General features: G+C 71.2%; 21 protein-coding genes. 14 read left to right on the top strand and 7 right to left on the bottom strand.

Going from position 1 to position 21,123, the window contains the following annotated elements; translation table 11 throughout:
• Positions 1-3 precede the first annotated feature (3 nt).
• Positions 4-876, top strand: coding sequence for a LysR family transcriptional regulator (locus GQ466_RS26405; protein ID WP_161105731.1), 873 nt, complete (start codon positions 4-6; stop codon positions 874-876).
• Here the strand turns inward: GQ466_RS26405 and GQ466_RS26400 are convergent.
• The gene (locus tag GQ466_RS26400; RefSeq protein WP_161105730.1) at positions 873-1,877 is read right to left on the bottom strand and encodes a cation diffusion facilitator family transporter; all 1,005 of its coding nucleotides are present in this window, start codon (positions 1,875-1,877) and stop codon (positions 873-875) included. The two genes, GQ466_RS26405 and GQ466_RS26400, sit on opposite strands and share 4 nt — an antisense overlap.
• 78 nt (positions 1,878-1,955) lie before the next feature.
• Complete coding sequence (locus GQ466_RS26395) at positions 1,956-2,543, bottom strand: methyltransferase domain-containing protein (protein ID WP_161105729.1); 588 nt, start codon at positions 2,541-2,543, stop codon at positions 1,956-1,958.
• 169 nt (positions 2,544-2,712) lie between these two features.
• On the opposite strand from GQ466_RS26395, the gene GQ466_RS26390 reads away from it, so the two are divergent.
• Entirely contained in the window at positions 2,713-3,213 is a 501-nt protein-coding gene (locus tag GQ466_RS26390) for a TetR/AcrR family transcriptional regulator (protein ID WP_202421130.1), read from the top strand.
• Positions 3,214-3,215: 2 nt separating this feature from the next.
• On the opposite strand, the gene GQ466_RS26385 is transcribed toward GQ466_RS26390, so the two are convergent.
• From GQ466_RS26385 to GQ466_RS32990, 3 genes are all read right to left on the bottom strand, one after another.
• A complete protein-coding gene (locus GQ466_RS26385; RefSeq protein WP_161105727.1) occupies positions 3,216-4,889 on the bottom strand; it encodes an FAD-binding dehydrogenase in 1,674 nt (557 codons plus the stop codon).
• 96 nt (positions 4,890-4,985) lie between these two features.
• A complete protein-coding gene (locus tag GQ466_RS26380) occupies positions 4,986-7,508 on the bottom strand; it encodes an AAA family ATPase (RefSeq protein ID WP_161105726.1) in 2,523 nt (840 codons plus the stop codon).
• A gap of 215 nt (positions 7,509-7,723) precedes the next feature.
• A complete protein-coding gene (locus tag GQ466_RS32990; RefSeq protein WP_161105725.1) occupies positions 7,724-8,443 on the bottom strand; it encodes an N-acetyltransferase in 720 nt (239 codons plus the stop codon).
• A 745-nt stretch (positions 8,444-9,188) separates the two neighbouring features.
• Here GQ466_RS32990 and GQ466_RS26370 point away from each other — a divergent pair.
• The 10 genes from GQ466_RS26370 to GQ466_RS26325 all read left to right on the top strand — a co-directional run bounded on the left by GQ466_RS26370 (position 9,189) and on the right by GQ466_RS26325 (position 17,311).
• On the top strand, positions 9,189-10,772 hold the full coding sequence (locus GQ466_RS26370) for an FAD-dependent oxidoreductase (protein WP_337193638.1): 1,584 nt from the start codon (positions 9,189-9,191) through the stop codon (positions 10,770-10,772).
• A gap of 10 nt (positions 10,773-10,782) precedes the next feature.
• On the top strand, positions 10,783-11,313 hold the full coding sequence (locus tag GQ466_RS26365) for a nuclear transport factor 2 family protein (RefSeq protein ID WP_161105724.1): 531 nt from the start codon (positions 10,783-10,785) through the stop codon (positions 11,311-11,313).
• Positions 11,310-12,212, top strand: a complete 903-nt coding sequence (locus tag GQ466_RS26360; RefSeq protein WP_161105723.1) for an NADP-dependent oxidoreductase — start codon at positions 11,310-11,312, stop codon at positions 12,210-12,212. The genes GQ466_RS26365 and GQ466_RS26360 overlap by 4 nt, the downstream gene beginning before the upstream one ends.
• Entirely contained in the window at positions 12,209-13,192 is a 984-nt protein-coding gene (locus GQ466_RS26355; protein ID WP_161105722.1) for a fumarylacetoacetate hydrolase family protein, read from the top strand. Before GQ466_RS26360 ends, GQ466_RS26355 begins: the two co-directional genes overlap by 4 nt.
• Positions 13,189-13,491 (top strand): putative quinol monooxygenase, encoded by a 303-nt coding sequence (locus tag GQ466_RS26350; RefSeq protein WP_161105721.1) that lies wholly within the window; start codon positions 13,189-13,191, stop codon positions 13,489-13,491. Before GQ466_RS26355 ends, GQ466_RS26350 begins: the two co-directional genes overlap by 4 nt.
• Entirely contained in the window at positions 13,488-14,423 is a 936-nt protein-coding gene (locus tag GQ466_RS26345) for a 2-hydroxy-3-oxopropionate reductase (RefSeq protein WP_161105720.1), read from the top strand. Before GQ466_RS26350 ends, GQ466_RS26345 begins: the two co-directional genes overlap by 4 nt.
• On the top strand, positions 14,420-14,794 hold the full coding sequence (locus tag GQ466_RS26340; RefSeq protein WP_161105719.1) for a nuclear transport factor 2 family protein: 375 nt from the start codon (positions 14,420-14,422) through the stop codon (positions 14,792-14,794). The genes GQ466_RS26345 and GQ466_RS26340 overlap by 4 nt, the downstream gene beginning before the upstream one ends.
• A 70-nt stretch (positions 14,795-14,864) precedes the next feature.
• Positions 14,865-15,920, top strand: coding sequence for a quinone oxidoreductase family protein (locus GQ466_RS26335; RefSeq protein ID WP_161105718.1), 1,056 nt, complete (start codon positions 14,865-14,867; stop codon positions 15,918-15,920).
• Positions 15,921-16,655, top strand: a complete 735-nt coding sequence (locus GQ466_RS26330; RefSeq protein ID WP_161105717.1) for a CoA transferase subunit A — start codon at positions 15,921-15,923, stop codon at positions 16,653-16,655.
• Positions 16,655-17,311: a CoA transferase subunit B gene (locus GQ466_RS26325; protein WP_161105716.1), complete on the top strand. Its 657-nt coding sequence runs from the start codon at positions 16,655-16,657 to the stop codon at positions 17,309-17,311. The genes GQ466_RS26330 and GQ466_RS26325 overlap by 1 nt, the downstream gene beginning before the upstream one ends.
• Before the next feature lie 40 nt (positions 17,312-17,351).
• Here GQ466_RS26325 and GQ466_RS26320 read toward each other — a convergent pair whose 3' ends face one another.
• Together GQ466_RS26320 and kce are read right to left on the bottom strand one after the other, a co-directional pair.
• A complete protein-coding gene (locus GQ466_RS26320; RefSeq protein WP_161105715.1) occupies positions 17,352-18,350 on the bottom strand; it encodes an amidohydrolase family protein in 999 nt (332 codons plus the stop codon).
• Between the two features lie 29 nt (positions 18,351-18,379).
• Positions 18,380-19,309, bottom strand: a complete 930-nt coding sequence (gene kce / locus GQ466_RS26315; protein WP_161105714.1) for a 3,5-dioxohexanoate:acetyl-CoA acetone transferase — start codon at positions 19,307-19,309, stop codon at positions 18,380-18,382.
• 101 nt (positions 19,310-19,410) lie between these two features.
• On the opposite strand from kce, the gene GQ466_RS26310 reads away from it, so the two are divergent.
• Positions 19,411-20,079, top strand: a complete 669-nt coding sequence (locus GQ466_RS26310; RefSeq protein ID WP_161105713.1) for a GntR family transcriptional regulator — start codon at positions 19,411-19,413, stop codon at positions 20,077-20,079.
• A gap of 139 nt (positions 20,080-20,218) precedes the next feature.
• The gene (locus tag GQ466_RS26305; RefSeq protein WP_161105712.1) at positions 20,219-21,091 is read left to right on the top strand and encodes a fumarylacetoacetate hydrolase family protein; all 873 of its coding nucleotides are present in this window, start codon (positions 20,219-20,221) and stop codon (positions 21,089-21,091) included.
• Positions 21,092-21,123 lie beyond the last annotated feature (32 nt).

Below are 21,123 nucleotides of genomic sequence, written 5' to 3'. Positions count from 1 at the left end.
GTGATGCTCGACCTGCGCAAGCTGGACCACCTGATCGCGGTGGCCGAGGAGGGCGGCTTCACCCGCGCCGCCGAGCGCCTGCACCTCACGCAGCAGGCGCTCAGCACGTCCGTCCGCACGCTGGAACGCGAGGTGGGCGTGCCGCTGCTGGACCGGCAGGGCGGGCGGGTGACCGTCCTGCCCGCCGGGGCCGCGCTGATCGAGGACGCCCGCGTCCTGCACGGCCTGGCCCGGTCGGCGGTGCGGCGCGCCCGCGCGGTCGGCCGGGACGAGCCCGAGACGCTCCGCATCGGCCACACCCCGGCGGTGACGGGCGAGGAGGTCAGCGTCCTGGTCGCCGCCGCGCGCGCCGCGCACCCCGGCCTGCGCGCCGAGAGCCACCAGCGCTACCCCGGCGACCTCGCCGCCGACCTCACCGCCGGGCATCTGGACCTCGGGCTGTGCCGGGGGATGCGGGCGCCGCACGGGCTCGTCCGGGCGACGCTCGCGCGGCACCGGCTGCGCGTCGCCGTCGCCGCGGACCACCCGCTGGCCGACCGGTCCGCCGTCGCGCTCGCCGACCTGCGCGACCGGCGGATCCTCGTCTGGGGGACGCCCGGACGGTCCCGCTACACCGACTTCCTCCTGGACGAGTGCCGGCGGGCCGGGTTCGAGCCTCGCTACGAGCGGAGCGAGCTGCAGGGCACGCCGCCCGCGACCGCCGTGATCGGGACCGACGCCGTCGCGTTCGTGACGCTCGCTCCCGGTTCGGCGGCGGGCGGGCTGGTCCGGGTGCTCGACCTCGAACCGGCCGTCCACGCGCCGCTGCACGCGCTGTGGCCGCAGCACACGACGTCCCCGGCCCGCACCGCGTTCCTGGACGCCGCCGCCGGCTAGCGTCCGGCGTGGTGGCGGGCGCCCGCGGCGGTCTCGGGGTCGGCGTGGACGGTCGCGGCGGCCAGCCTGGGGAGCGCTTGGAGCAGCGCCCGTTCGGCGTCCACCGCCGTCCGGTGCGCTTCCACGACCGTGGCGTCCGGCGGGACGACGATCTCGCACTCGGCGCGCAGCCGGTGCCCGATCCAGCGCAGCCGCACCGTCCCGGCGTCCCGGACGCCCGGCGTACCGCGCAGGACGTCCTCGGCGGTCGTGACCAGCGCCGGGTCGACGGCGTCCATGAGCCGCCGGACGACCTCCCGGGCCGCCTGCCGCAGCACCGCCAGGATCACGACGGTGATCGCCAGGCCCACCACCGGGTCGGCGCGGTCCCAGCCGAGCGCGGCGCCCCCGGCCCCGAGCAGGACGGCCAGCGACGCGAACCCGTCGGTGCGGGCGTGCAGGCCGTCGGCGACGAGCGCAGCGGACCCGATGCGGCGGCCGGTCCTGATCCGGTGCCGGGCGACCAGCTCGTTGCCCGCGAACCCGACCAGGGCTGCGGCGGCCACGGCGGGCAGGCCGGACACCGGCTGCGGGTGGACGAGCCGTTCCGCCGCCGTCCAGGCCGCCGCCGCCGAGGACGCCGCGATGGCCGCCACGACGGCGATTCCCGCGAGGTCTTCGGCGCGTCCGTACCCGTAGGTGTAGCGGCGGTCGGGCGGGCGGCGGCCGAGCCAGAACGCGAGGCCGAGCGGGACGGCGGTCAGCGCGTCGGCCGCGTTGTGCAGCGTGTCGCCGAGCAGCGCCACCGACCCCGAGACCGCCGCGACCACCGCCTGCACGGCTGCCGTCGCGGCCAGCATTCCGAGCGACACCCACAGGGCGCGCATGCCCTCGGCGCTGCCCTCCAGCGCGGCGTCCACGCGGTCGGCGGCCTCGTGCGAGTGCGGGCGGACGACGTGCAGGATCCGCGTCCGCACGCCCCGCCGATGCCCGTGCCCGTGCCCATGCCCGTGACTGGCCATCGGCTCAGGATGACGCACGGGACGGGTTGCGGCATCCCGACAACAGCGCAGGTGACGCCGTTGCGATCCGGTCGCGGCTCACCTTTCGGCCGTGCCGCGCGTGATCGCCAGGGCCTTGACGGGGCACGGCGCCGCGCGGACGTCGGTCAGGCCGCTCGCGGTGAGCAGCGCGGCGTGGTCGGGCGCGGTCGCGGCGGCGCGCCCGTGCAGCATCAGGTGCGCGCGGACGTGTCCGGCGGCGGACCCGGCGCGGGCGAAGTCCACCACGACCGCGCGCCCGCCGGGCCGGAGCACGCGGCGCGCCTCGGCCAGCGCGGCGGCGGCCTGCTCGCGGTCGAGGTAGTGCAGGACGAGGCTGAGCACGACGACGTCGAACGACGCTGTGGGGAACGGCAGGCGCTGCGCTTCGCCCTGCACGAACTCCGCCCGGCCGGTGCGGGCGCGGGCCCTGTCGAGCATCGCGGCGGACGCGTCCAGGCCGGTGACCCGCGCGTCCTCGCCGACGGCCGCGCGGGCGGCGCCGGTGAGCTGACCGGTGGCGCAGCCGACGTCCAGGACGTCGTCGCCGGGTCCGACCCCGGCGGCGGCCAGCGTCGCGGCGCGCAGCGAACCGGCGCGGCCGAGCGTCAGCACCGCGACGAGCGGGCCGTAGAGCGAAGCGAGCATGGAGACGCCTTCCGATTCGGGACAGTTGTTCCGTATCGGAGTATCGTTCGGGACTGTGGTATCGGGTCAATCACCAGATCGCCCTGTCCGTCCGCTACCGGACGCCTGCGGCGAACCGTCCGGGAACAAGCGGACGGACCGCCGGTCGGCGCGCACCCGGCGGCTGCTGATGGGCGCGCTGATGGACCTCATGCTCGTCAAGCGCTACGACGCGATCACCGTCCAGGAGATCACCGACCGCGCCGACGTCGGGCGCTCCACCTTCTACGCGCACTTCACCGACAAGGACGCGCTGCTGGCCGACGGCGCCCGCCAGATGATCGGCGCCCTGGCGGCCGGCGACGCCGCCCACGTCAGCCTCCCCCTGCTCCGGCACATCGGCGAGCGTTCCGAGCTGTACGTCGTCATGTCGCGGGGCCGGGGCCTGCCGCTGTTCCTGGACGCCCTGCACCGCGAGCTGACGGCCGACTACGCCGGACGGCTGGCCGCGCGGGCGTCCGGCCCGTCCGCCGTGCCGGTCCCACTGCTCGCGGCGATGGTCTCCAGCATGCTGCTGACGGCCCTGCGCACCTGGCTCGAAGCGGGTGCGACCGAACCGCCCGAGACCGTCGACCGCGCGTTCCGCACCGCCGCCGACGCCGCGATCCGCGCGGGCCTGGCCCCGGCGTGAGGTCAGGCGGTGGCGTCGGCGGCGGCCCGCCCCGCCACGCGTCCGGTGAAGAGGCAGCCGCCGAGAAAGGTGCCTTCCAGCGCGCTGTAGCCGTGCGCGCCCCCGCCGCCGAACCCGGCGACCTCCCCGGCCGCGTACAGCCCGCCGATCGGCCGGCCGTCGAGCCCGAGGGCGCGTGCGTCCAGGTCCGTCTGGACGCCGCCGAGCGTCTTGCGGGTGAGGACGTGCAACTTCACCCCGACCAGCGGCCCGGCCGCCGGGTCGAGGATGCGATGCGGCGCCGCCACCCGGACGAGCCGGTCGCCGAGGTAGCGGCGCGCGTTGCGGATGCCCTGGACCTGCGCGTCCTTGCTGAACGCGTTGGCCACCTGGAGGTCGCGCGCCTCGATCTGGCGGTGCAGCGCGGCGGCGTCCAGCAGGGGCTCATCGGTGAGAGCGTTCATCTTGCGAACGAGATCGTCCAGAGAGGCGGCGACGACGAAGTCCTCACCGTGCCGCAAGAACGCCGCGACAGGCTCCGGCGCGCCCCTCTTCAGCAGCCGCTCCCGGAGCACCGCCGCCCGGTCGCCCCGGGTGAGGTCCGGGTTCTGCTCCGAGCCGGACAGCGCGAACTCCTTCTCGATGATCCTCCGGGTGAGGACGAACCACGAGTGGTCGTAAGGCGCGATGTCTTCCGTGGTGCGCAGGTACTTCAGCGTGCCGAGCGTGTCGTAGCCCGGCAGATACGGATCGGGCAGGCGCCGTCCCAGCGCGTCGAACCACATCGGGGACGGACCGGGCAGGATGCGGATCGCGTGGCGCGGCCAAACCGGATCCCAGTTCCGGATGCCCTCGGTGTAGTGCCACATCCGATCCCGGTTCACCAGCCGGACGCCCGCGTCGGCGCTGATGTCGAGCATCCGCCCGTCCACGTACGCGGGCACGCCCGTGATCATTTCCCGCGGCGCGGCACCCATCCGCTCCGGCCAGAACCGGCGCACCATCTCATGGTTCGCACCGATCCCGCCGGTCGCGAGGACGACGGCCTGCGCAGTCAGCTCGAACTCACCGACCGGATCACGGTTGGTGGCCACGCCGCGCGGCGCGGGATCGTCGGCGAGAACGGCCCCGCGCACCCCGGTGACAACGCCGTCCTGCAACACCAGCTCGTCCACCCGGTAACGGTGGAAAAAGCGCAGCAGCCCGCCCGCAGCGGCCCGGTGCGCGTCGTCCACAAAAGGCGCCACCACCCCCGTACCGGTTCCCCAGGCGATATGAAAGCGCGGCACCGAGTTCCCGTGCCCGTCCGCCCGCAACTCTCCGCGCTCGGCCCACCCGACGACCGGCGTCAGCCGCACGCCCCGCGACCCCAGCCAAGCGCGCTTCTCCCCGGCGGCGAACTCAACGTACGCACGCGCCCAACGAACGGCCCACACGTCCTCGTCGTCCAGCCGATCGAACCGCGCGCTGCCCTGCCAGTCACTCCACGCCAACTCGAACGAGTCCCGAACACCGAGCCGCCGCTGCTCGGGCGTGTCCACCAGGAACAGCCCACCGAACGACCAGTACGCCTGCCCGCCGAGGTTCGCGGGCCCTTCCTGATCAACGAGCGCGACCTTGCGCCCCCGCGCGGTCAGCTCCCGCGCCGCCACAAGCCCAGCCAGCCCGGCCCCGACAACGATGACGTCCGCGTCCATCCGATGCCCCTTCCCTCCCACTACATCCCCCGCCTGAGGCCGCCGACCCGGCGGAACGGGGCATCGGGGGAAACGCGTGGTCGGTGGCGCGCCCCGTCAGTCGTCCCCGAGCAGGTCGACGACGTGGGACAGGCCCGGGAACGGGTCGACGGAACAGAGCGGAGACGTCCGCCAGCGCGTCATGAAGGCGGTGTCCCGGGCGCGCAGTTCTTCCAGGGTCGGTCCCACCGGGAAGAACTGCGTTCCGGTCCGGTCGGCCTCGTTGCCGGGGACCGGGACCTGGGCGCGCAGGCCGGTGACGAACACGGCGGCGTCGGCCGGGCTCGCGGCCAGCTCGCCGATCCGCCGCGCGGTCCGCGTCGTCATCTCGGTGTAGAACTGCCGGGTGTATTCGTCCGGCGGATTCGGGACGCCCTGGAACACGTAGGCGTGCGCCACCGCGCGGCCGTACTCCTGCGCGCTCTCCCCGAGTTCGCCGCGTCCCCAGTGGAGGTCGGCGGCGAGCCGGTGGAGGTTCCCGAGCAGTTCGTGGTCCCAGTCGCCGCCGGCCGCGCCGTCCGCCCGGACGACGGCGGCGGTCGCGGCGAGCCGCCGTGCGGCGCCGGCCGGATCGCCCGCCTCGAAGGCGAGGTCGGCGCGCTCGAACTCGATCCACCGGACGGTCCACTCGTCGCCGAGGGCGGTGAACAGGGCCGCCGCCCGCGCGTAGAGTTCTTCGCCCGCCGGATCGGCCGGGTCGCGGAACCGGCGGGTGTGGGCGTGGACCAGCGTGATGAGCGCGTCCGCCCAGTCCAGATCGACCGCCTCGGCCGGGGACAGGCCGCCGGGCCGCCCGCCGGGCCCGAGTCCGCACAGGTCGCGGACCAGGAGCATCTTCCCCCGGATCTCGTCCCAGGGCGTGTCCGCCGGACGTTCCAGGAGACCGGCCGGATAGGCGTCGAGCAGGAAGGTCAGCGCGTCCACGAGTTCCTGGTCCTCGCTCCTGCCCAGGCGCGGGCGGGACGCGCGGCCCGGTTCCCAGAGCGCGGTGGCGCGACCCCAGTCCTCCAGCAGCTGGCGGTTGAACGGGAACGGCAGGTACGTGCCCCACCACCAGAAGGCCATGAGGAAGACGCGGACGAGCCGTGCGCGCGCGACCTGGCGGTGCCGCCGGTCGGTCAGCATGCCCGTGTGCCACAGCCAGCTCCGCTTGTTCTCCTGCCATTCGGGATTCTCGAACGCGTACCACGAGAGGTAGGAGTCGAAGGCGCCGCCGTCCCAGTCGTTCAGCAGGCTGTAGTAGTGCTCGGCGGCGATCCGGTGCAGCGGCAGCCAACGTTCGCGGTGGTGCAGCGTCCGGAGCCGCGCCGCCACCGAGCGCCGGACGAACTCGTGGAGGCGCAGCCGGTCGGACAGGCCGTCGCGGACGAGCTGCTGGAGCAGGCCGAGGTCGTCCATCCGGCGGATCAGGGACCGGAGTTCGACGGGCGTCACGCCGTCGGCGCCGACCAGTTCCCCGAGCAGGGCGTCGTCGAAGGAGCCGGCCACGGCGGCGGCCTCGACCGCCAGGTGGAGCTTCGCGTTGTTGGTCGCGGTGAGGATCAGCTCCACGAGGCCGCCCCAGCGCCGTTCCCAGTCGTCGGGCAGCCGGTTCAGGCGCCGTTGGAGGCTCGCGGGCGAGATCGCCGCGCCTTCGGTCTCGGCGATCAGCTCGGCGACCAGGCTCACCCCGCCGGGATGGCCCGCGGTGGCGGCGTAGGCGACGTCCGCCACGTCCGGCCGGAGCGACGCCGGATGGAACCGGCCCGCCAGGTACCGCCCCACCTCCGCGAGGTCGAAGTTGCGCAGGACGAGCTGCTGGACCTCGTTCCGCTGGAACACGACCGGCCGGCTCGACGGCGTGCGGGCGGCGACGACGAGGGTCCGCGGCAGCCGGGCGGCGAGCCGGGCCATCCACAGCCCCAGTTCGTCGTCGGCGACCGTCTCGAACCCGTCGACCGCGATGAGCACCCGGCGGTTCGCGGTGAAGGCCGTCCACGCGTCGACGAAGACGTCGTCGGCGAGGTTCTGAAGGCCGCGCAGCAGCACCCGCGTCTCCTCGTCGCCGGGCGTCGAGTTGATGATGATGTTGTGGACGTCTCTGGCCTGCACGGCGTTGGTGAGATGCGATCCGGCGATGACGTTCCCGCCGGCCGGGGGACTCGCGGACTCCCGCGCGCTCTCCGTCGTCGGCCGCACGCAGGTTCCGCCGCCCCGTTTCGCGAGGAGCAGTTCGTGCAACTGGAGATGCTCCCGGTGGGCGGCCCGCAGCCCGGCGAACGCCTCGTGTTCCTCTTCGCCCGCACCGGCGGTGAAAAGGGTGGTCAGCTTCAGGGAGCGCTGGAAGGTCTCGAAAAGGACGGCCGCGCTCGCGTCGGGCCCGAAATCGTCGACGAAACCCTCGCCCAGCCGGTAGTCCCACATATCGATCGTGAAGACGCGGACGTCGGGATCCGGCCGCGTCAGCCGCGCGAACTCGTTCAGGAGCGAGGTCTTGCCGACTCCGTGAATGCCGACGACATCGAGGAAGGTTCCGGCCTCCACCGTCGCCAGAACTCGTCGTAACCGGTCCAGTTCCGTCCGCCGTCCGACGAAGTGCACAATGATCTCCTGGTCGGCGCGGGCCGGACCGTGGCTCGGCGGCGAGCACACGGCCGGGGCGACCCGGCCCGCATGGTGAACCGATCGTAACGACGCATCGATTCCCGCACGGCGTCCCCGTTCGTTTCCCGCGTGCGTCGACCAAAAGTGGACACTCTCGACGGCCGGTCCGGCGCCGCGCCGGAGACTTTCCGGCGGGACGGCGCGCTCGGCCGTCAGTCGGAGCGCAGCCAATCGTCCAGCCGGGAAATCGGCCGTACCGGTACCGCGTCGCCCCACGCGACGGTCTCGGCCCGCAAAGCGAGGTAATTCTCGTCGCCCTCGCGTGCCGCGGGGCCCTCGTAGCTTTCGATGTACTCGTCCAGGAACAGCGTCAACGCGTCCACGGGAACGCTCTGCGCGTCCCTGTCGAGCGAGATGAGAAGCAGTCCGGAAGCCCGGGAGAGGCCGGGTTGGAGCGCGGGCTGGAAATGGGAGAGCGGTAGGAAACCGGCGCCGAAGCGGTCGTACCATCGGGCGCGGGCTTTCGGGTCGCCGAACGAACTCGGCGGGTGCCGGCGCGGGTCCTCGATCTCCGCGAGAATCGCGGTCGGCCGCAGCTCCGCGCGCCAGCGGCTCAGCGCCCGCGCGAGCAGATCGGCGCCGATTCCGCGGCTGCGCAGATCGGCGCGGACCGCCAGGTAGCAGAGCAGAAGAATGTTGCTGGCGGCCGAGAACTCGCCGAGGGCGGCCCCGACCGGACCGGCGGCGGTTCCGGCGATCATTCCGGGAAATCTCGCGTTCGGGCGCCCGTAGCTCGTCTCCATCTCGGCGGGACTGATCAGCTCGGCGGGCGGGAACGCCGGCTTTAAGACCTCGGCGTAAAGCCTGTCGAGCATGGCCGTCCCCGCCGCGGAGCAGTCGACGAAAGACAGATCATCTTTTCTGTCGGTCACGGGCTCGATGATGGCCGACCGTCCGGCGTCCGGCAAGGCAGTGTGGTGGCCCGTCTGACTAACTTTTTCGCTAACACCGAACCCGGACGAAGTGGTACGAGAGCGATGTCTGGGGGTGGGTGTGGCCTACGTGATCGAGCGTGCGGACAGGCAGTGGAAAGCCTCCTTGCATCAAGGTCATGCTCCGGAGTCGGTGTGGGCGGGGAGGCCTTCGAGGGCGGCGGCCTCGTTGATCGCGTCGGCGACCTGCGCGTTGGTCCCCCTCTCTGACATGCGTGTGGGCATCGATCAATCGAGGGGGCGGGGCGGCTGCGGCCTCGGCATGCCGGGCGTAGGTCCGCCCGGCGCGACGATTCCGCGCTCCTGGGGGAGCGTCATGGCTGGGCCGTCCGGCCTGTTTCCCGCTGCCTTCGCGACCTTGGCGTTCGCTGGTGCCGGACGGTCCTCGCGGTCGGGTTCATGGGTGGTCTCGATCTGAATCTGGAACAACTCTCAACAAGAAGTCGTTCCATGTTCGAGTAGGCTCCAGGTGTGGCGCGGGTCACGCCAGGCCCGCTCCCGGTCGGCTCCGTCCGTTCTCCCGGAGGGCGTTCTGTCGGCACTCGCGCAGGTCGGGCGCTTGTGCCTGCGGCTCTCCGCACCCTCTTGCCCGGCCAGCGATAACTCGCTACTGTCTCGATAAGTGTAGAAATTATCGATAACCACCCTTGTTCGATCGTTTCAGTGCCTGGAGGAGTCGGTGACTGTGGTGGCGCAGGAACAGGTGCCGGTTCTGGTCGTCGGAGGAGCCGTCGTCGGGCTCTCGGCAGGGATGTTCCTTGCTGATCGCGGCGTCCGTGTCGTCGTCGTCGAAGCGGCTCCCGGAAGTTCGCCCCATCCCCGAGCGACGGGTTTCACCCCGCGGACGCTGGAGCTGTTCCGCACGGTCGGGCTGGAGCTCGCGGACGTCAGGACGGCGTCTGGGCCCGGGCCGCGCAAGGTCCGGGTCGAGAGCCTCGGCGGGGCCTGGCATGAGGAGCAGTCGTGGACGCCGCCCAGGGAGGGCCTCGCCCCCTCCAACCCCGCAGACCATTCGTTCTTCTCCATGGTCGGCATCGCTCAAGATCGTCTCGAGCCGCTGCAGGAGCGGCGGGCGCGTGAACTGGGCGCGGACATCCGCAGGAACACCCGCATGGTGGACTTCGTCCAGGACGCCGACGCCGTGACGGTCACGGTGCGCCGCGAGGACGGTTCGCAGTACGCGATCAGGGCCGACTACCTCATCGCCGCCGATGGATCGAACAGCACGGTCCGGCAGAAGCTCCAGATCGACAGGACCGGCCTCGGCCACGTCCGCACGATCCGCAGCGTGATCTTCCGGGCGCCGCTGGAGGAGTATCTCGAGAGCGGCTACACCCAGTTCACGATCGATCAGCCGGGCTTCAGCGCGTTCCTGTCCACCTATCACGACGGCCGCTGGATCCTGATGTTCTCCGACGACGTCGAACGGACCGAACAGGAGCAGCTAGAGCAGGTCCACCGCGCGTTGGGACGCAAGGACCTGCCGGTGGAGCTCATCGCCACCGGCAGGTGGCGGATGGGCGGGCATGTCGCCACACGGTTCAGCGACGGGCGCGTGTTCCTGGCGGGAGACGCCGCGCACACGCTTCCGCCCAACCGCGGTGGCTACGGCGCGAACACCGGCATCGAGGACGCCCACAATCTGGCCTGGAAGCTGGAAGCGGTCCTGTCGGGCGCATCATCGCCCCGGCTGCTCACCAGCTACGACGCCGAACGGCGACCGATCGCGCTCACCCGTCACGACCAGATCTTTCTGCGTGACGACAGTTTCGTCAGGTCGGACTTCCACAGTGATGCCGAACTGCTCGACGACGCGGGAATGGAACTCGGCCAGCTCTACCGATCGGCGGCCGTGATCGGAGCCGGTCCCGAGCTGCCACCGGCGCGACGTCCCGACCTGTGGCGCGGTCAGCCCGGGACCCGGGCACAGCATCGATGGGTGAGGCTCGACGGACGGCGCCTGTCCACGATCGACGTGCTCACCCGGGGCTGGACGCTTTTGACGGACGGCCCCGAGTGGGCCACCGCGGCGGAATCCACCACGAAGAGCACCGGTATCCCGATCACCGTCCACATCATCGGCCGTGCCCTCGTCGCCGAAGACGACGAAGACCTCCTCGAGGTTCTCGGCCTGCACAGCGGCGGGGCGAGCCTGATCCGACCGGACGGCTACATCGCCTGGCGGTCCCCGTCCGAACCGGACGACCCGGCCCGCGCGCTCGAGGAAGCGCTCCGCACGGTCGCCTCCGCCGCGATCACGAACCTTTGAACGGACTGCCATGACTGACGACCACGCCCCCGAACGAGGCGCCATGACGCTGGAGGACCGCGTCCGGCGTCTGGAGGACCTCGAACAGATCCGCGAGGTCACGGCTCGCTACGCCCATGCCACCAACCGCGGGTTCGCCGGCCGCACCATCGACTGGGACGCGCTGGAGACGGTGTACACCGAGGACTCCGAATGGCACAGCGTCGACATGGACCTGCACGTGAGCGGCCGGAAATCCATCCTCGACGTCCTGCGGAAGGTCGCGCCCACCGTCGACATCGCGATGCACAGCTTCACCAGCCCGTTGATCGACCTCGACGGCGACACCGCGACCGGCCGGTGGATCATGCCCATCGGCTCGGTCCACGGAGGCCAGCTCAGGTCGGTGTTCATGGACGCCGCCTTCACCTACCAGCGCACCGCGGCCGGCTGGCGGATCAGCAGAACCGACGTCAGCTTCGCCCTGATGCTCGTCACCGACGCCCCCACCGCGGGCCGAGTCGCCGAGCCCACTGACACCACCCCGGGAGGGAAGGCATGAAAGCCATTCAGTACACCGAATACGGCGGCCCCGAGGTCCTGCGCCTCGTCGAGACCGACACCCCGACACCCGCGCCGGGCGAGATCCTGATCGCGGTGAAAGCCGCGGGAGTCAACGGCATCGACGGGAAGACCCGTGCCGGGTACCTCCGGGAATTCGCGCCGGTCACCTTCCCCAGCGGCACCGGTCTGGACGCCGCCGGCACGGTGGTGGCCGTCGGCGACGGTGTCGCGGGGGTCGCGGAGGGCGATGAGGTGTTCGGCAGCGGCCGCGACACCCTCGCCGAGTACGCCGTCCTCACCGGCTGGGCCGTGAAGCCCCCGTCGGTGTCCTTCGCCGAGGCGTCCGGGTATCCGCTGCCCGCGGAGACCGCGGTCCGGATGCTGCGTCTGACCGAGGTGAAGAAGGGCGACACCGTCCTGATCAGCGGCGCGTCGGGAGGCGTCGGTTCGGCCGCGATCCAGATCGCCGTCAGCCGTGGCGCGCGCGTCATCGGAACCGCCAGCCAGGCCAACCACGACTACCTCCGCTCGCTGGGAGCGATCCCGATCCGCTACGGCCCGGGCCTGGTCGCCCGCGCCCAGACGGCCGCGGGCAGTCCCGTCGACGCCGCCCTGGACGTCGCCGGATCCGGAGTGCTCCCCGAACTGATCGAACTCGTCGGCACCCCGGCACGAGTCGTCACCTGCGCGGACTTCAGCGGCAGGGGCCTCGGCGTGCACACGACGCTGGCCGCCGAGGACTACACGGGGGCCTGCGAGCTGGTCGCGGGCCTGGCCGCCCGCGGAGCGTTCACGATCCCCGTCGCCAGGTCCTTCGCCCTGGCCGACGCCGGTGCGGCGCAGGAGTCCAACGCGCGGGGGCACATCGCCGGACGCACGGTGGTGGTGCTCGGATGAGCGACGCACCGACCTTCGGGCTCGGGATGTTCGAGCGCCGAGGGGAGCGCTACCCCGGCCTCGTCGTCGACGACACGGTGTTCGATCTGCGCGGCGCGTTCGGCGAGCAGGCGACGACCCTGTCCCTGCTGGGGGACTGGGACGCCACGCTGGAACGGCTGACCGCCCTGGCCGAGCAGGTCGAGCCCGCCGACGGGATCCCCTTCACCGATGTTCGCCCGCTGCCCCCCGTCCTGCCGTCAGGGCAGTTGTGGTGCGCGGGGGCCAACTACTACAGCCACAACGTCGAGATGACGGAAATGCTGCTCCGTAACGACCCGGATCGCCAGATGAGCGAAGAAGAGATCAAGGCCGAGGCGATCGCCGTCGCGGACCGGGTCGTCACCAACGGACAGCCGTTCCTGTTCGGCGGCATGTCGAGCGCGCTGGCGGGGGCGCATGACGACATCGTGCTGTGGGGTCCGGGCTACCAGCACGACTGGGAGCTGGAGATCGCCGTCGTGATCGGCAGGCGAGCCCACCGCATCGGCGCCGCCGCCGCGATGGACCACGTCGCCGGCTACACGATCTGCAACGACGTGAGCTCGCGGGACGTCATGCTCCGTCCCGGCTTCGCCCTCACCGACTTCCTCATGTCCAAGAGCCGGCCCACCTTCTTCCCGATCGGGCCGTACCTGGTGCCCCGGCAGTTCGTGCCCGACTACCGCGACCTGCGCATCGAGTTCCTGCTCAACGGCAAGGTCATGCAGTCCGGCACCGGCGGCGACATGATCTTCGGGGTCGAGGAACTGATCTCCTACGCCTCGCATCTGGGCGTCCTGGAACCCGGGGACGTCCTGCTCACCGGCACGCCCTCGGGCAACGCCGCCGCCTACGGCGGCCGGTGGCTGCGCGCCGGCGACGTCACGCAGGGCCGGATCACCGGGCTCGGCTCCCTGCGCAACCACTGCGTGCCCGAACCGGACGGAGCACGATCATGACACTCGCACTCGGCGCCACCTGGACCGCACGCCCCGGACACGAGGACGAGATCATCCGGATCCTGGCAGAACTCACTCCGGCCACCCGAGCCGAGAAGGGCAACCTGCTCTACGTCCCGACGCGCTCGGCCGACGACCCATCGGTCTTCTACCTTTTCGAGGTCTACGAGGACGCGGACGCCTACGACGCCCACACCCTGTCGGAGCATTTCACCCGGCTGGTCAAGGACGACGCGATCCCGCACCACCTGGCGTCCCGGGAGCGCTCCTACTACGAGCCCCTGGGAGACCCGGCATGACGACGGTGGCGTTCCTGGGACTGGGCATCATGGGGCGGCCGATGGCGGTCAACCTCGTGAGCGCGGGCTTCGCGGTCGTCGGATACAGCCGTCGGCCCGAATCGGCGGATCCGGTCGTCAGGGCGGGCGGCCGTGCCGCGACGTCGATCGCGGACGCGGTGGCGCAGGCGGACGTCGTCGCGTTGATGCTTCCCGACGGACCGGACGTCGAAGCCGTCCTCACCGGCGAGCAAGGGGTGTTCGATTCCGTCCGCCCCGGCACGCTCATCGTCGACTTCTCCTCGATCTCGCCCGCGACCAGCCGCGAGCTGGCGCGCCGAGCCGCCGAACGCGGCCTGCGGATGCTCGACGCTCCCGTTTCCGGCGGAGAGGCGGGAGCGATCGAAGGCACCCTCTCGATCATGATCGGTGGTGCCGAGGAGGACGTCGAACGGCTTCGGCCGCTCTTCGAAGCGGTCGGCGCCACCGTCCAGCGAGTCGGAGACCATGGGGCGGGCCAGTCGGTGAAGGCCGCCAATCAGTTGATCGTCGCCGGCGCCATCCAGCTCGTCGCCGAGGCGATCAAGCTTCTCGAGGCGCTCGACGTCGACCTCGACGCCGCCCTCCGTGTGATCAACGGCGGCTTGGCGGGCAGCAAGGTCCTCGACCGCAAAGCCGCAGCGATGCTGAAGCGCGACTTCACGCCCGGTTTCCGGGCGGAGCTCCACCACAAGGACCTGGGCATCGTCACCGCCGCCGCCCGGGACGCCTCCCTTCCCCTCCCGCTGGGAAACGCCGTCGCGCAGCTCATGGCGGCGCTGGTGGCGCAGGGCCGAGGGAGCCTCGACCACGGCGCGCTCCTCGCCGTCCTCGACGACCTGACGGCGGCGCGGGGAACCGAAGCCGCGAACGGCGCCGAAGCGCGCCGCCGACACGAAGGGATCACGAAATGACGCAGCCTCTGATCGAGAAGGTCCAGCAGACCTACGAGGCGTGGAACGCCGGCGCTCTCGAGGACGTGGTGGCCGCGTTCGACGGCGGCCTCACCTGGGTCGTTCCCGGCCGAACCGACGCAGCGGGCAAGGCCGAGACCAAGGAGCAGGTCACCACCGTTCTCCGGGCGCTGGCCGACAGTGGATACCAGTCCTCGCCCCGGCACTACCTCGCTGACGAGGACCGCGTGGTCGTCCTGCTCCAGGCGACGATCGACGGCAAGCAGCACGGCGCGGTCGACGTGTGGACCTTCGAGGGCGGCAAGCTCGCGAAGTACCAGCACGCCTCGACCGACACCACGCTCATCGACCGCGCGCTCAGCGGCGAGTAGTTCCAGCGCCGGACGGCCGTTCGGCCCGGGCGGGCCCCGGCGACGGCCGCGGAGACCATGGGGAGACGTGATGAAGGCCGTGATCCTTCCCGAGTTCGGTCCGCCGGACGTTCTCGAACTGCAAGAGGTCCCTCTGCCCGAGCCGGGACGAGGCGAGGTCCGGGTCCGGGTGGGCGCGGCGTTCGTGGCGTTCGGACGCGATGTCGGCACCCGAAGCGGACGACACCCGGTGTTCCGGCGGCTGGTGACCCTGCCGCATATTCTCGGCGGCGAACACGCCGGTGTCGTGGACGCCGTCGGTGACGGAGCGGAGGCCGCGCTGCTCGGACGCCGCGTGGCCGTCAGCGCACCCGTGGTCTGCGGCGCCTGCGAGCCCTGCCGGTCCGGCCGGCCGTGGGATTGCTCCCAGGTCATCGCCGTGGGGATCCAACGGCCAGGCGCGTACGCGGAGTACACGGTGGTGCCCGCGGCGAACGTCCATGAGATCCCCGACGAGCTGTCCTTTTCCGACGCCGCCGCCTACGCCGCGAGCGGCCCCCTGGCGTGGGAGCAGTTGGACGTCGCGGGCGCGGGGAACGGGGATTGGGTCTTCGTGCCCGGCGCGAGCGGTTCCGTGGGACTGTTCCTGGTGGCCCTGGCGAAGCGGAGGGGCGCCGACGTGGTGGCGGCGACGCGAGGGGGCCGCGCGGTCGAGCAGTTGACCGCCCTGGGCGCGGACGCGGTCGTCGACGCCGGCGATGACGACCTGGGCCGTGTCCTCCGCGACCTCTCGCCGTCCGGCATGCAGGTCGTGGTCGACAACGTCATGGACCAGGGCCTCTGGGACCGCTACTGGCCCGCCGTCGCACGCAGGGGAAGAATCGTCACGGCCGGACAGGCCAGCGGCCACGGACGGCCGCTGTCCGTGGACATCATCGCCTTCTACAACCGGCGCGCCACCCTCTCGGGACTGGCGATCGGCGACCCCCGCGCCGTCCGTTCCTTCTGGGACGAGATGCGCGGCGGCCTTCTGCCCATGGACGCCACGATGATCGCGCAGTTCCCGCTGTCCAAGGCCGCGGACGCCCACCGGCACATCGAGAGCGGTTCGAAGATCGGACACGTCGTCCTGACCGTGGAGCAGTGAATGGACAAGATCATGGTGTCGGCCGCCGCCGCGGTCGCGGATGTGGACAGCGGGTCGTCGCTCGCCGTGGGCGGTTTCGGGCTGTGCGGCATCCCCTCGGAACTCATCGCCGCTCTGCGCGACACGGGCCGGACCGGGTTCCGGGTGGTGTCGAACAACTGCGGAGTGGACGACTGGGGGCTGGGCCTGCTGCTGGCCAACGGGCAGATCGCCCGGATGACCAGCTCATACGTCGGTGAGAACAAGGAGTTCGCCCGGCAGTACCTGGCGGGCGAACTGGAGGTGGAACTGGTCCCCCAGGGCACGCTCGCCGAACGCCTGAGAGCCGGCGGATGCGGCATTCCGGCGTTCTACACCCCGGCCGGGGCGGGCACCCAGATCGCCGAGGGCGGGATGCCCTGGCGGTACGGACCCGGCGGGTCCGTCGCGGTCGTGTCTCCCGCCAAAGAGGTCCGCGAGTTCGGCGGGCGCGATCACGTTCTGGAGGAGGCGATCACCACCGATTTCGCGTTGGTCCACGCGGCCCGCGGCGACCGGTACGGCAATCTGTCCTTCCACGCCTCGGCCCGGAACTTCAACCCCCTGGCCGCGATGGCGGGCCGGATCACGATCGCCCAGGTCGAGGCGCTGGCCGAGCTCGAACCCGACGAGATCCACCTGCCCGGGGTGTTCGTGGACCGCGTGGTCTGCGTGGGAGCGGTCGACAAGCGGATCGAGAAGAGGACGGTGGCCTGATGGCGCTCACCCGCGAGCAGATGGCCGCCCGTGCCGCCCGGGACCTCGAACACGGTTCGTACGTCAATCTGGGCATCGGCCTGCCCACCCTGGTCCCGAACCACCTGCCGCCCGGCGTGCGGGTCATGCTGCACAGCGAGAACGGGATCCTGGGCACCGGACCCTACCCGGCCTCGAGCCGGGTGGACCCGGACCTGATCAACGCGGGCAAAGAGACGGTGAGCGTGCTGCCGGGAGCGAGCTTCTTCGACTCCTCCCTGTCGTTCGGGATCATCCGCGGCGGTCGGCTGGCCGCGGCCGTTCTCGGCGGCATGCAGGTCTCGGTCACCGGCGACCTGGCCAACTGGACGATCCCCGGAAAGATGATCAAAGGGATGGGCGGGGCGATGGACCTGGTCCACGGCGCCCGCAGAGTCATCGTGCTCATGGAACACGTCGCCAAGGACGGCTCACCGAAGATCGTGGAGACCTGCTCGCTGCCCCTGACCGGCCGCGGGGTCGTCGACCGGATCATCACCGACCTGGCCGTCATCGACGTGACACGGGAGGGACTCGTCCTGCGCGAAATCGCTCCGGGAGTACCCCCGCGGGAAGTCCTGGCCGCCACCGGAGCACCCCTGGTGGTCCTGGAGAACACGCCGGTCATGGCCGTGTGACCGGCGTCCCAAGGTCACCGAGACGCCGGCCATGAGCCGGTCACGCGGGGCGGCGGCCCAGGAGGTTCAGCGCGTTGGTGGACTCGATCTGCCGACGGGCTTGGGGGGTGAGTTCGGCGAGGGTGTCACCCTTGAGGGAGTCGGAGCCCGGCATGGGGTGGTCGGTGCCGAAGAGGATGCGGTCGGCTCCCAGGCGGTCGACGAGGTAGCGGAGGTTGCGGGGGTCGAAGACGACGCTGTCGACGTAGAAGGAGCGGGCGAGCTCGGCGGCGGAAATCGAATTGTTGGCGTCCCACAGGTGGGCGATGCGGGTCAGGGCCCAGGCGAAGCAGCCGCCGCCGTGGGCGAGGCAGATCTTGACCCCGGGTGCTCTGGCGAGCATTCCGCCGAAGGCCAGGCGGGCGGCGGCGATGGCGGTGTCCGTTGTCAGCCCGAGGCCGAAGGTCGTTTCCAGGGTGTCGATGCGGGAGGTCCATGGCGTGGTGGAGCCGAGGACGATCGGGTGGACGAACACGAGCAGATCGAGCTCGGCGGCGGCCTGGAAGAACTCGGTCAGGTCCGGGTGGTCGAGTTCGCGGGTGCCCGCCGTGGTGCCGATCTCCACTCCGACCATTCCGATGTCCTTCATCTCGGCGAGGACCTTGACGGCCTCGCCGGGATGGCTGAGCGGCACGATGCCGAACGCGGAGAAACGGCCGGGGTGGTCGCTGATGGTCTCGACCATGCTCAGGTTGATCCGACGGGCCCATTCGGCGTCCGCCTCGACGTCGCCGACCTCGCAGATCATCGGCGGGGCGGGGGAGAGGACCTGGTGGCCGATTCCGGTGTCGTCGAGCTCGGGGAGGCGTGCTTCGAGGGACAGCGCCGCCGCCGGAAGCGTGCGCACGGGGCGTGAGTCGCGGACGAGCCGGGCTCCGCTCTCGTCCTTTGTCAGTGAGGGCCAGCGGTCGTCACCGAACCGCTCGGCGAACGGTGGCGGGTCGACGATGAAGTGGGCGTGCACGTCGATGCGGGGCGGTGCCGGAGTGATCGCGTTCATGGGTGCCTTCCTGGAGGAGAGGGTCGTGGTCAGCCGATCGCGGTGCTGCCCTTGAGCTGGAGCATGGCGCGGGCCTGTTCGGGGGTGGCGATGGTCCGGCCCAGCCCGCGGGCGGTCGAGACGATCGCCGTGACCTGCTCGGCGTTGGAGGCCGCCAGGCGGCCCGGCCCGATGTAGAGGCTGTCTTCGAGCCCGACTCTCACGTGCCCGCCGAGCGCGGCGATCTGGGTGGCGGTCGGCATCTGGTGGCGGCCGGCGGCGAAGGCCGACAGGTCGTGGTCGTCGCCGAAGAGCTTGTCGGCGATGGTGACCATGTGCAGGAGGTTCGCCGGGTCGGCCCCGATGCCGCCCAGCACGCCCAGGACGCACTGGATGAGCAGGGGCGGCCGGACGAGCCCTCGCTCAAGGAAGTGGGCGAGGGTGTAGAGGTGCCCGACGTCGTAGCACTCGAACTCGAAGCGGACGCCGCGCTCCTCGCCGAGGGTCCGCAGGGTTCTCTCGATCTGCGTGAAGGTGTTGGCGAAGATGACGTCTTCCGACCCGAGCAGGTAGTCGCGCTCCCAGTCGAAACGCCACGAGCGGCGCTTCTTGGCGGCTCCGGAGAACACGAAGTTCATCGATCCGAGGTTGAGGGAGGCGAGCTCGGGTTCGAAGCGGAGCGCCGCCGCGACGCGCTCCTCCCATGACATGCGAGTGCTTCCACCCGTGGTGATGTTGATGACCGCGCCGGAGGCCGCGAGTTGCGGGAGGAACTCGGCGAACACCTCCGCTCTCGGGGTGGGAGCTCCGGTCTCCGGATCACGAGCGTGGACGTGAAGGATCGAGGCGCCCGCGGCCACGGCTTCCAGACCCTGCTGGACGATGTCGTCCGGGGTGTACGGGAGAGCGTCGGACATCGACGGCGTGTGCACCGCGCCGGTGAGGGCGCAGGACACGATCATCGCCTGACTCTGCCTCATGGGTTCCTCCATCTCGGGGTGCCAGACCAAGGATGTCTATCGTAAATATATCGGATTATCGATAGTCAAGGGGATCGGAGACAAGTCGGTAGAGTTGTGTCATGCCTCGTACCGTGAACACGCCGTCCAGGGCCGACTACGTCTTCGAAGGGCTGCGGGCGGACCTGCTCGACGGCCGCCTCGAGCCGGGGGAGCGGCTCAAGCTGCCCGGCCTCGCGGAGCGCTTCGAGGTGAGCATGACCGTGATCCGCGAGGCTCTGACCCGGCTCGAAGGGCAGGGCCTGGTGTACTCCTCGCCGAAGCGGGGCTTCAGCGTCATGGAGCTGTCGAAGGAGGACCTGTCGGACCTGACCTTTGTCCGGGTGGAGCTGGAGACTCTCGCGCTTCGGGCGAGCATCGAGCGGGGCGGCATCGACTGGGAGACCGCGGTGGTCGGCTCGCTGCACGCCCTCAACCGCACCGAGCAGGTGCGCGCCGACGGGACCTTCAACGTCGACTGGTTCAGCTGTCACCGAACCTTTCACCACGCGCTGATCTCCGGCTCGGGAAGCCCGCGGCTGCTGGCCATCGCCGCCGCCGAGCGCGACCGCTCCGAGCTCTACCGGGCGTGGACGCGGTCACTGGCGCACGACGACAAGCGCGACATCCGCGCCGAGCACGCGCGCATCGCCGACCTGGCCGTCGGCCGGGACGTCGACGCCGCCGTGGCGGCTCTCGCCGACCACATCCAGCGGACGACGGACGTCCTCCTGGAGTACATCGCCCGCTGAGACCGCCTGGCAAAACTTTCGATAATCTTGATTTTTATCGCTAACTCCTCCTAGTGTGGATTCCGCCACCGGAGGTCCCGAGGCTTCCCCGGACCGTCCTTCGGTGGAGGCCCCCTGACCTCCCAGAGGAGACGTAGCGATGCGCCTGGTCGGATTGCTGAACGAGAATCAGACGTGGATCGGGGCCGAGCAGGGCGACGAGGTCGTCCTCCTGGCCCCCGTGGACGACTTCTACGCAGACCCCGAGCGGTGGCTCGCGGCGGACGCCCTCCGGGGAGCCGAGCGCCGGCCCGCGGCGGCCCTGGAGTTCCGGGCGCCGGTGCGGCGTGATGCCAAGGTGTTCTGCGCAGGCCTGAACTACCGGGCCCACGCCGCCGAGGCGGACATGGCGACGCCCGACTTCCCGGACGTCTTCGGCCGCTGGGCCAGCACGCTGGTGCCGTCGGAGACCCCGGTGCCGGTCCCGGTGGGCGAGCCCGGCCTCGACTGGGAGGGCGAGCTCGCGGTGATCGTCGGCCGGGAGCTGCGCAACGCCTCCCCCACGGAGGTCGAGGACGCCGTCATCGGTTTCACCTGCTTCAACGACATCTCCGCCCGCACGCACCAGCTCAACGCGAGCCAGTGGACGGTGGGCAAGAACGCCGACGCCTCGGGCCCGATCGGCCCGGTGGTGGTCACCCGCGACGAGATCCCCGACCCCTACGCGCTGCGGATCCGGACGAGACTCGACGGCGAGACCGTCCAGGACGGCGGCACCGCACAGATGATCTTCAACATCGGGCAGATCGGCGCCTACGTGAGCGAATGCGTGACGCTCCTGCCGGGCGACGTCATCGCCACGGGAACCCCCGAAGGGATCGGCGCCGCCCGAAAGCCCCCGGTGTTCATGCGGCCGGGCCAGGTCGTCGAGGTCGAGATCGAGCGGATCGGCGTCCTGCGCAACCCGATCGTCGCCTCGAACGACCGCGCTCGCGTCGCAGCCGCGATCCTCGCCGCGCGAGGCGAGGAGTGATGTCGGCCGGATCGGGCGCCCCGCCGGCTCTG

This window comes from Actinomadura rayongensis (assembly GCF_009831215.1).
In the GTDB taxonomy this organism is placed as follows: Bacteria; Actinomycetota; Actinomycetes; order Streptosporangiales; family Streptosporangiaceae; genus Spirillospora; species Spirillospora rayongensis.
Note: the sequence above shows the minus strand (reverse complement) of the source record. Positions and strands in the feature narration are given on the sequence as shown.

Bases quoted from the DNA above. Each gene is read 5' to 3' on its own strand.
- GQ466_RS26395 (WP_161105729.1), bottom strand. From the start codon at position 2,543: ATGCTCGCTTCGCTCTACGGCCCGCTCGTCGCGGTGCTGACGCTCGGC.
- GQ466_RS26305 (WP_161105712.1), top strand. From the start codon at position 20,219: ATGCGCCTGGTCGGATTGCTGAACGAGAATCAGACGTGGATCGGGGCC.
- GQ466_RS26385 (WP_161105727.1), bottom strand. From the start codon at position 4,889: ATGGACGCGGACGTCATCGTTGTCGGGGCCGGGCTGGCTGGGCTTGTG.
- GQ466_RS26405 (WP_161105731.1), top strand. From the start codon at position 4: ATGCTCGACCTGCGCAAGCTGGACCACCTGATCGCGGTGGCCGAGGAG.
- kce (WP_161105714.1), bottom strand. From the start codon at position 19,309: ATGAGGCAGAGTCAGGCGATGATCGTGTCCTGCGCCCTCACCGGCGCG.
- GQ466_RS26310 (WP_161105713.1), top strand. From the start codon at position 19,411: ATGCCTCGTACCGTGAACACGCCGTCCAGGGCCGACTACGTCTTCGAA.
- GQ466_RS26390 (WP_202421130.1), top strand. From the start codon at position 2,713: ATGGGCGCGCTGATGGACCTCATGCTCGTCAAGCGCTACGACGCGATC.
- GQ466_RS26330 (WP_161105717.1), top strand. From the start codon at position 15,921: ATGGACAAGATCATGGTGTCGGCCGCCGCCGCGGTCGCGGATGTGGAC.
- GQ466_RS26400 (WP_161105730.1), bottom strand. From the start codon at position 1,877: ATGGCCAGTCACGGGCATGGGCACGGGCACGGGCATCGGCGGGGCGTG.
- GQ466_RS26365 (WP_161105724.1), top strand. From the start codon at position 10,783: ATGACTGACGACCACGCCCCCGAACGAGGCGCCATGACGCTGGAGGAC.
- GQ466_RS26360 (WP_161105723.1), top strand. From the start codon at position 11,310: ATGAAAGCCATTCAGTACACCGAATACGGCGGCCCCGAGGTCCTGCGC.
- GQ466_RS26355 (WP_161105722.1), top strand. From the start codon at position 12,209: ATGAGCGACGCACCGACCTTCGGGCTCGGGATGTTCGAGCGCCGAGGG.
- GQ466_RS26345 (WP_161105720.1), top strand. From the start codon at position 13,488: ATGACGACGGTGGCGTTCCTGGGACTGGGCATCATGGGGCGGCCGATG.
- GQ466_RS26350 (WP_161105721.1), top strand. From the start codon at position 13,189: ATGACACTCGCACTCGGCGCCACCTGGACCGCACGCCCCGGACACGAG.
- GQ466_RS26340 (WP_161105719.1), top strand. From the start codon at position 14,420: ATGACGCAGCCTCTGATCGAGAAGGTCCAGCAGACCTACGAGGCGTGG.
- GQ466_RS26335 (WP_161105718.1), top strand. From the start codon at position 14,865: ATGAAGGCCGTGATCCTTCCCGAGTTCGGTCCGCCGGACGTTCTCGAA.
- GQ466_RS26325 (WP_161105716.1), top strand. From the start codon at position 16,655: ATGGCGCTCACCCGCGAGCAGATGGCCGCCCGTGCCGCCCGGGACCTC.
- GQ466_RS26320 (WP_161105715.1), bottom strand. From the start codon at position 18,350: ATGAACGCGATCACTCCGGCACCGCCCCGCATCGACGTGCACGCCCAC.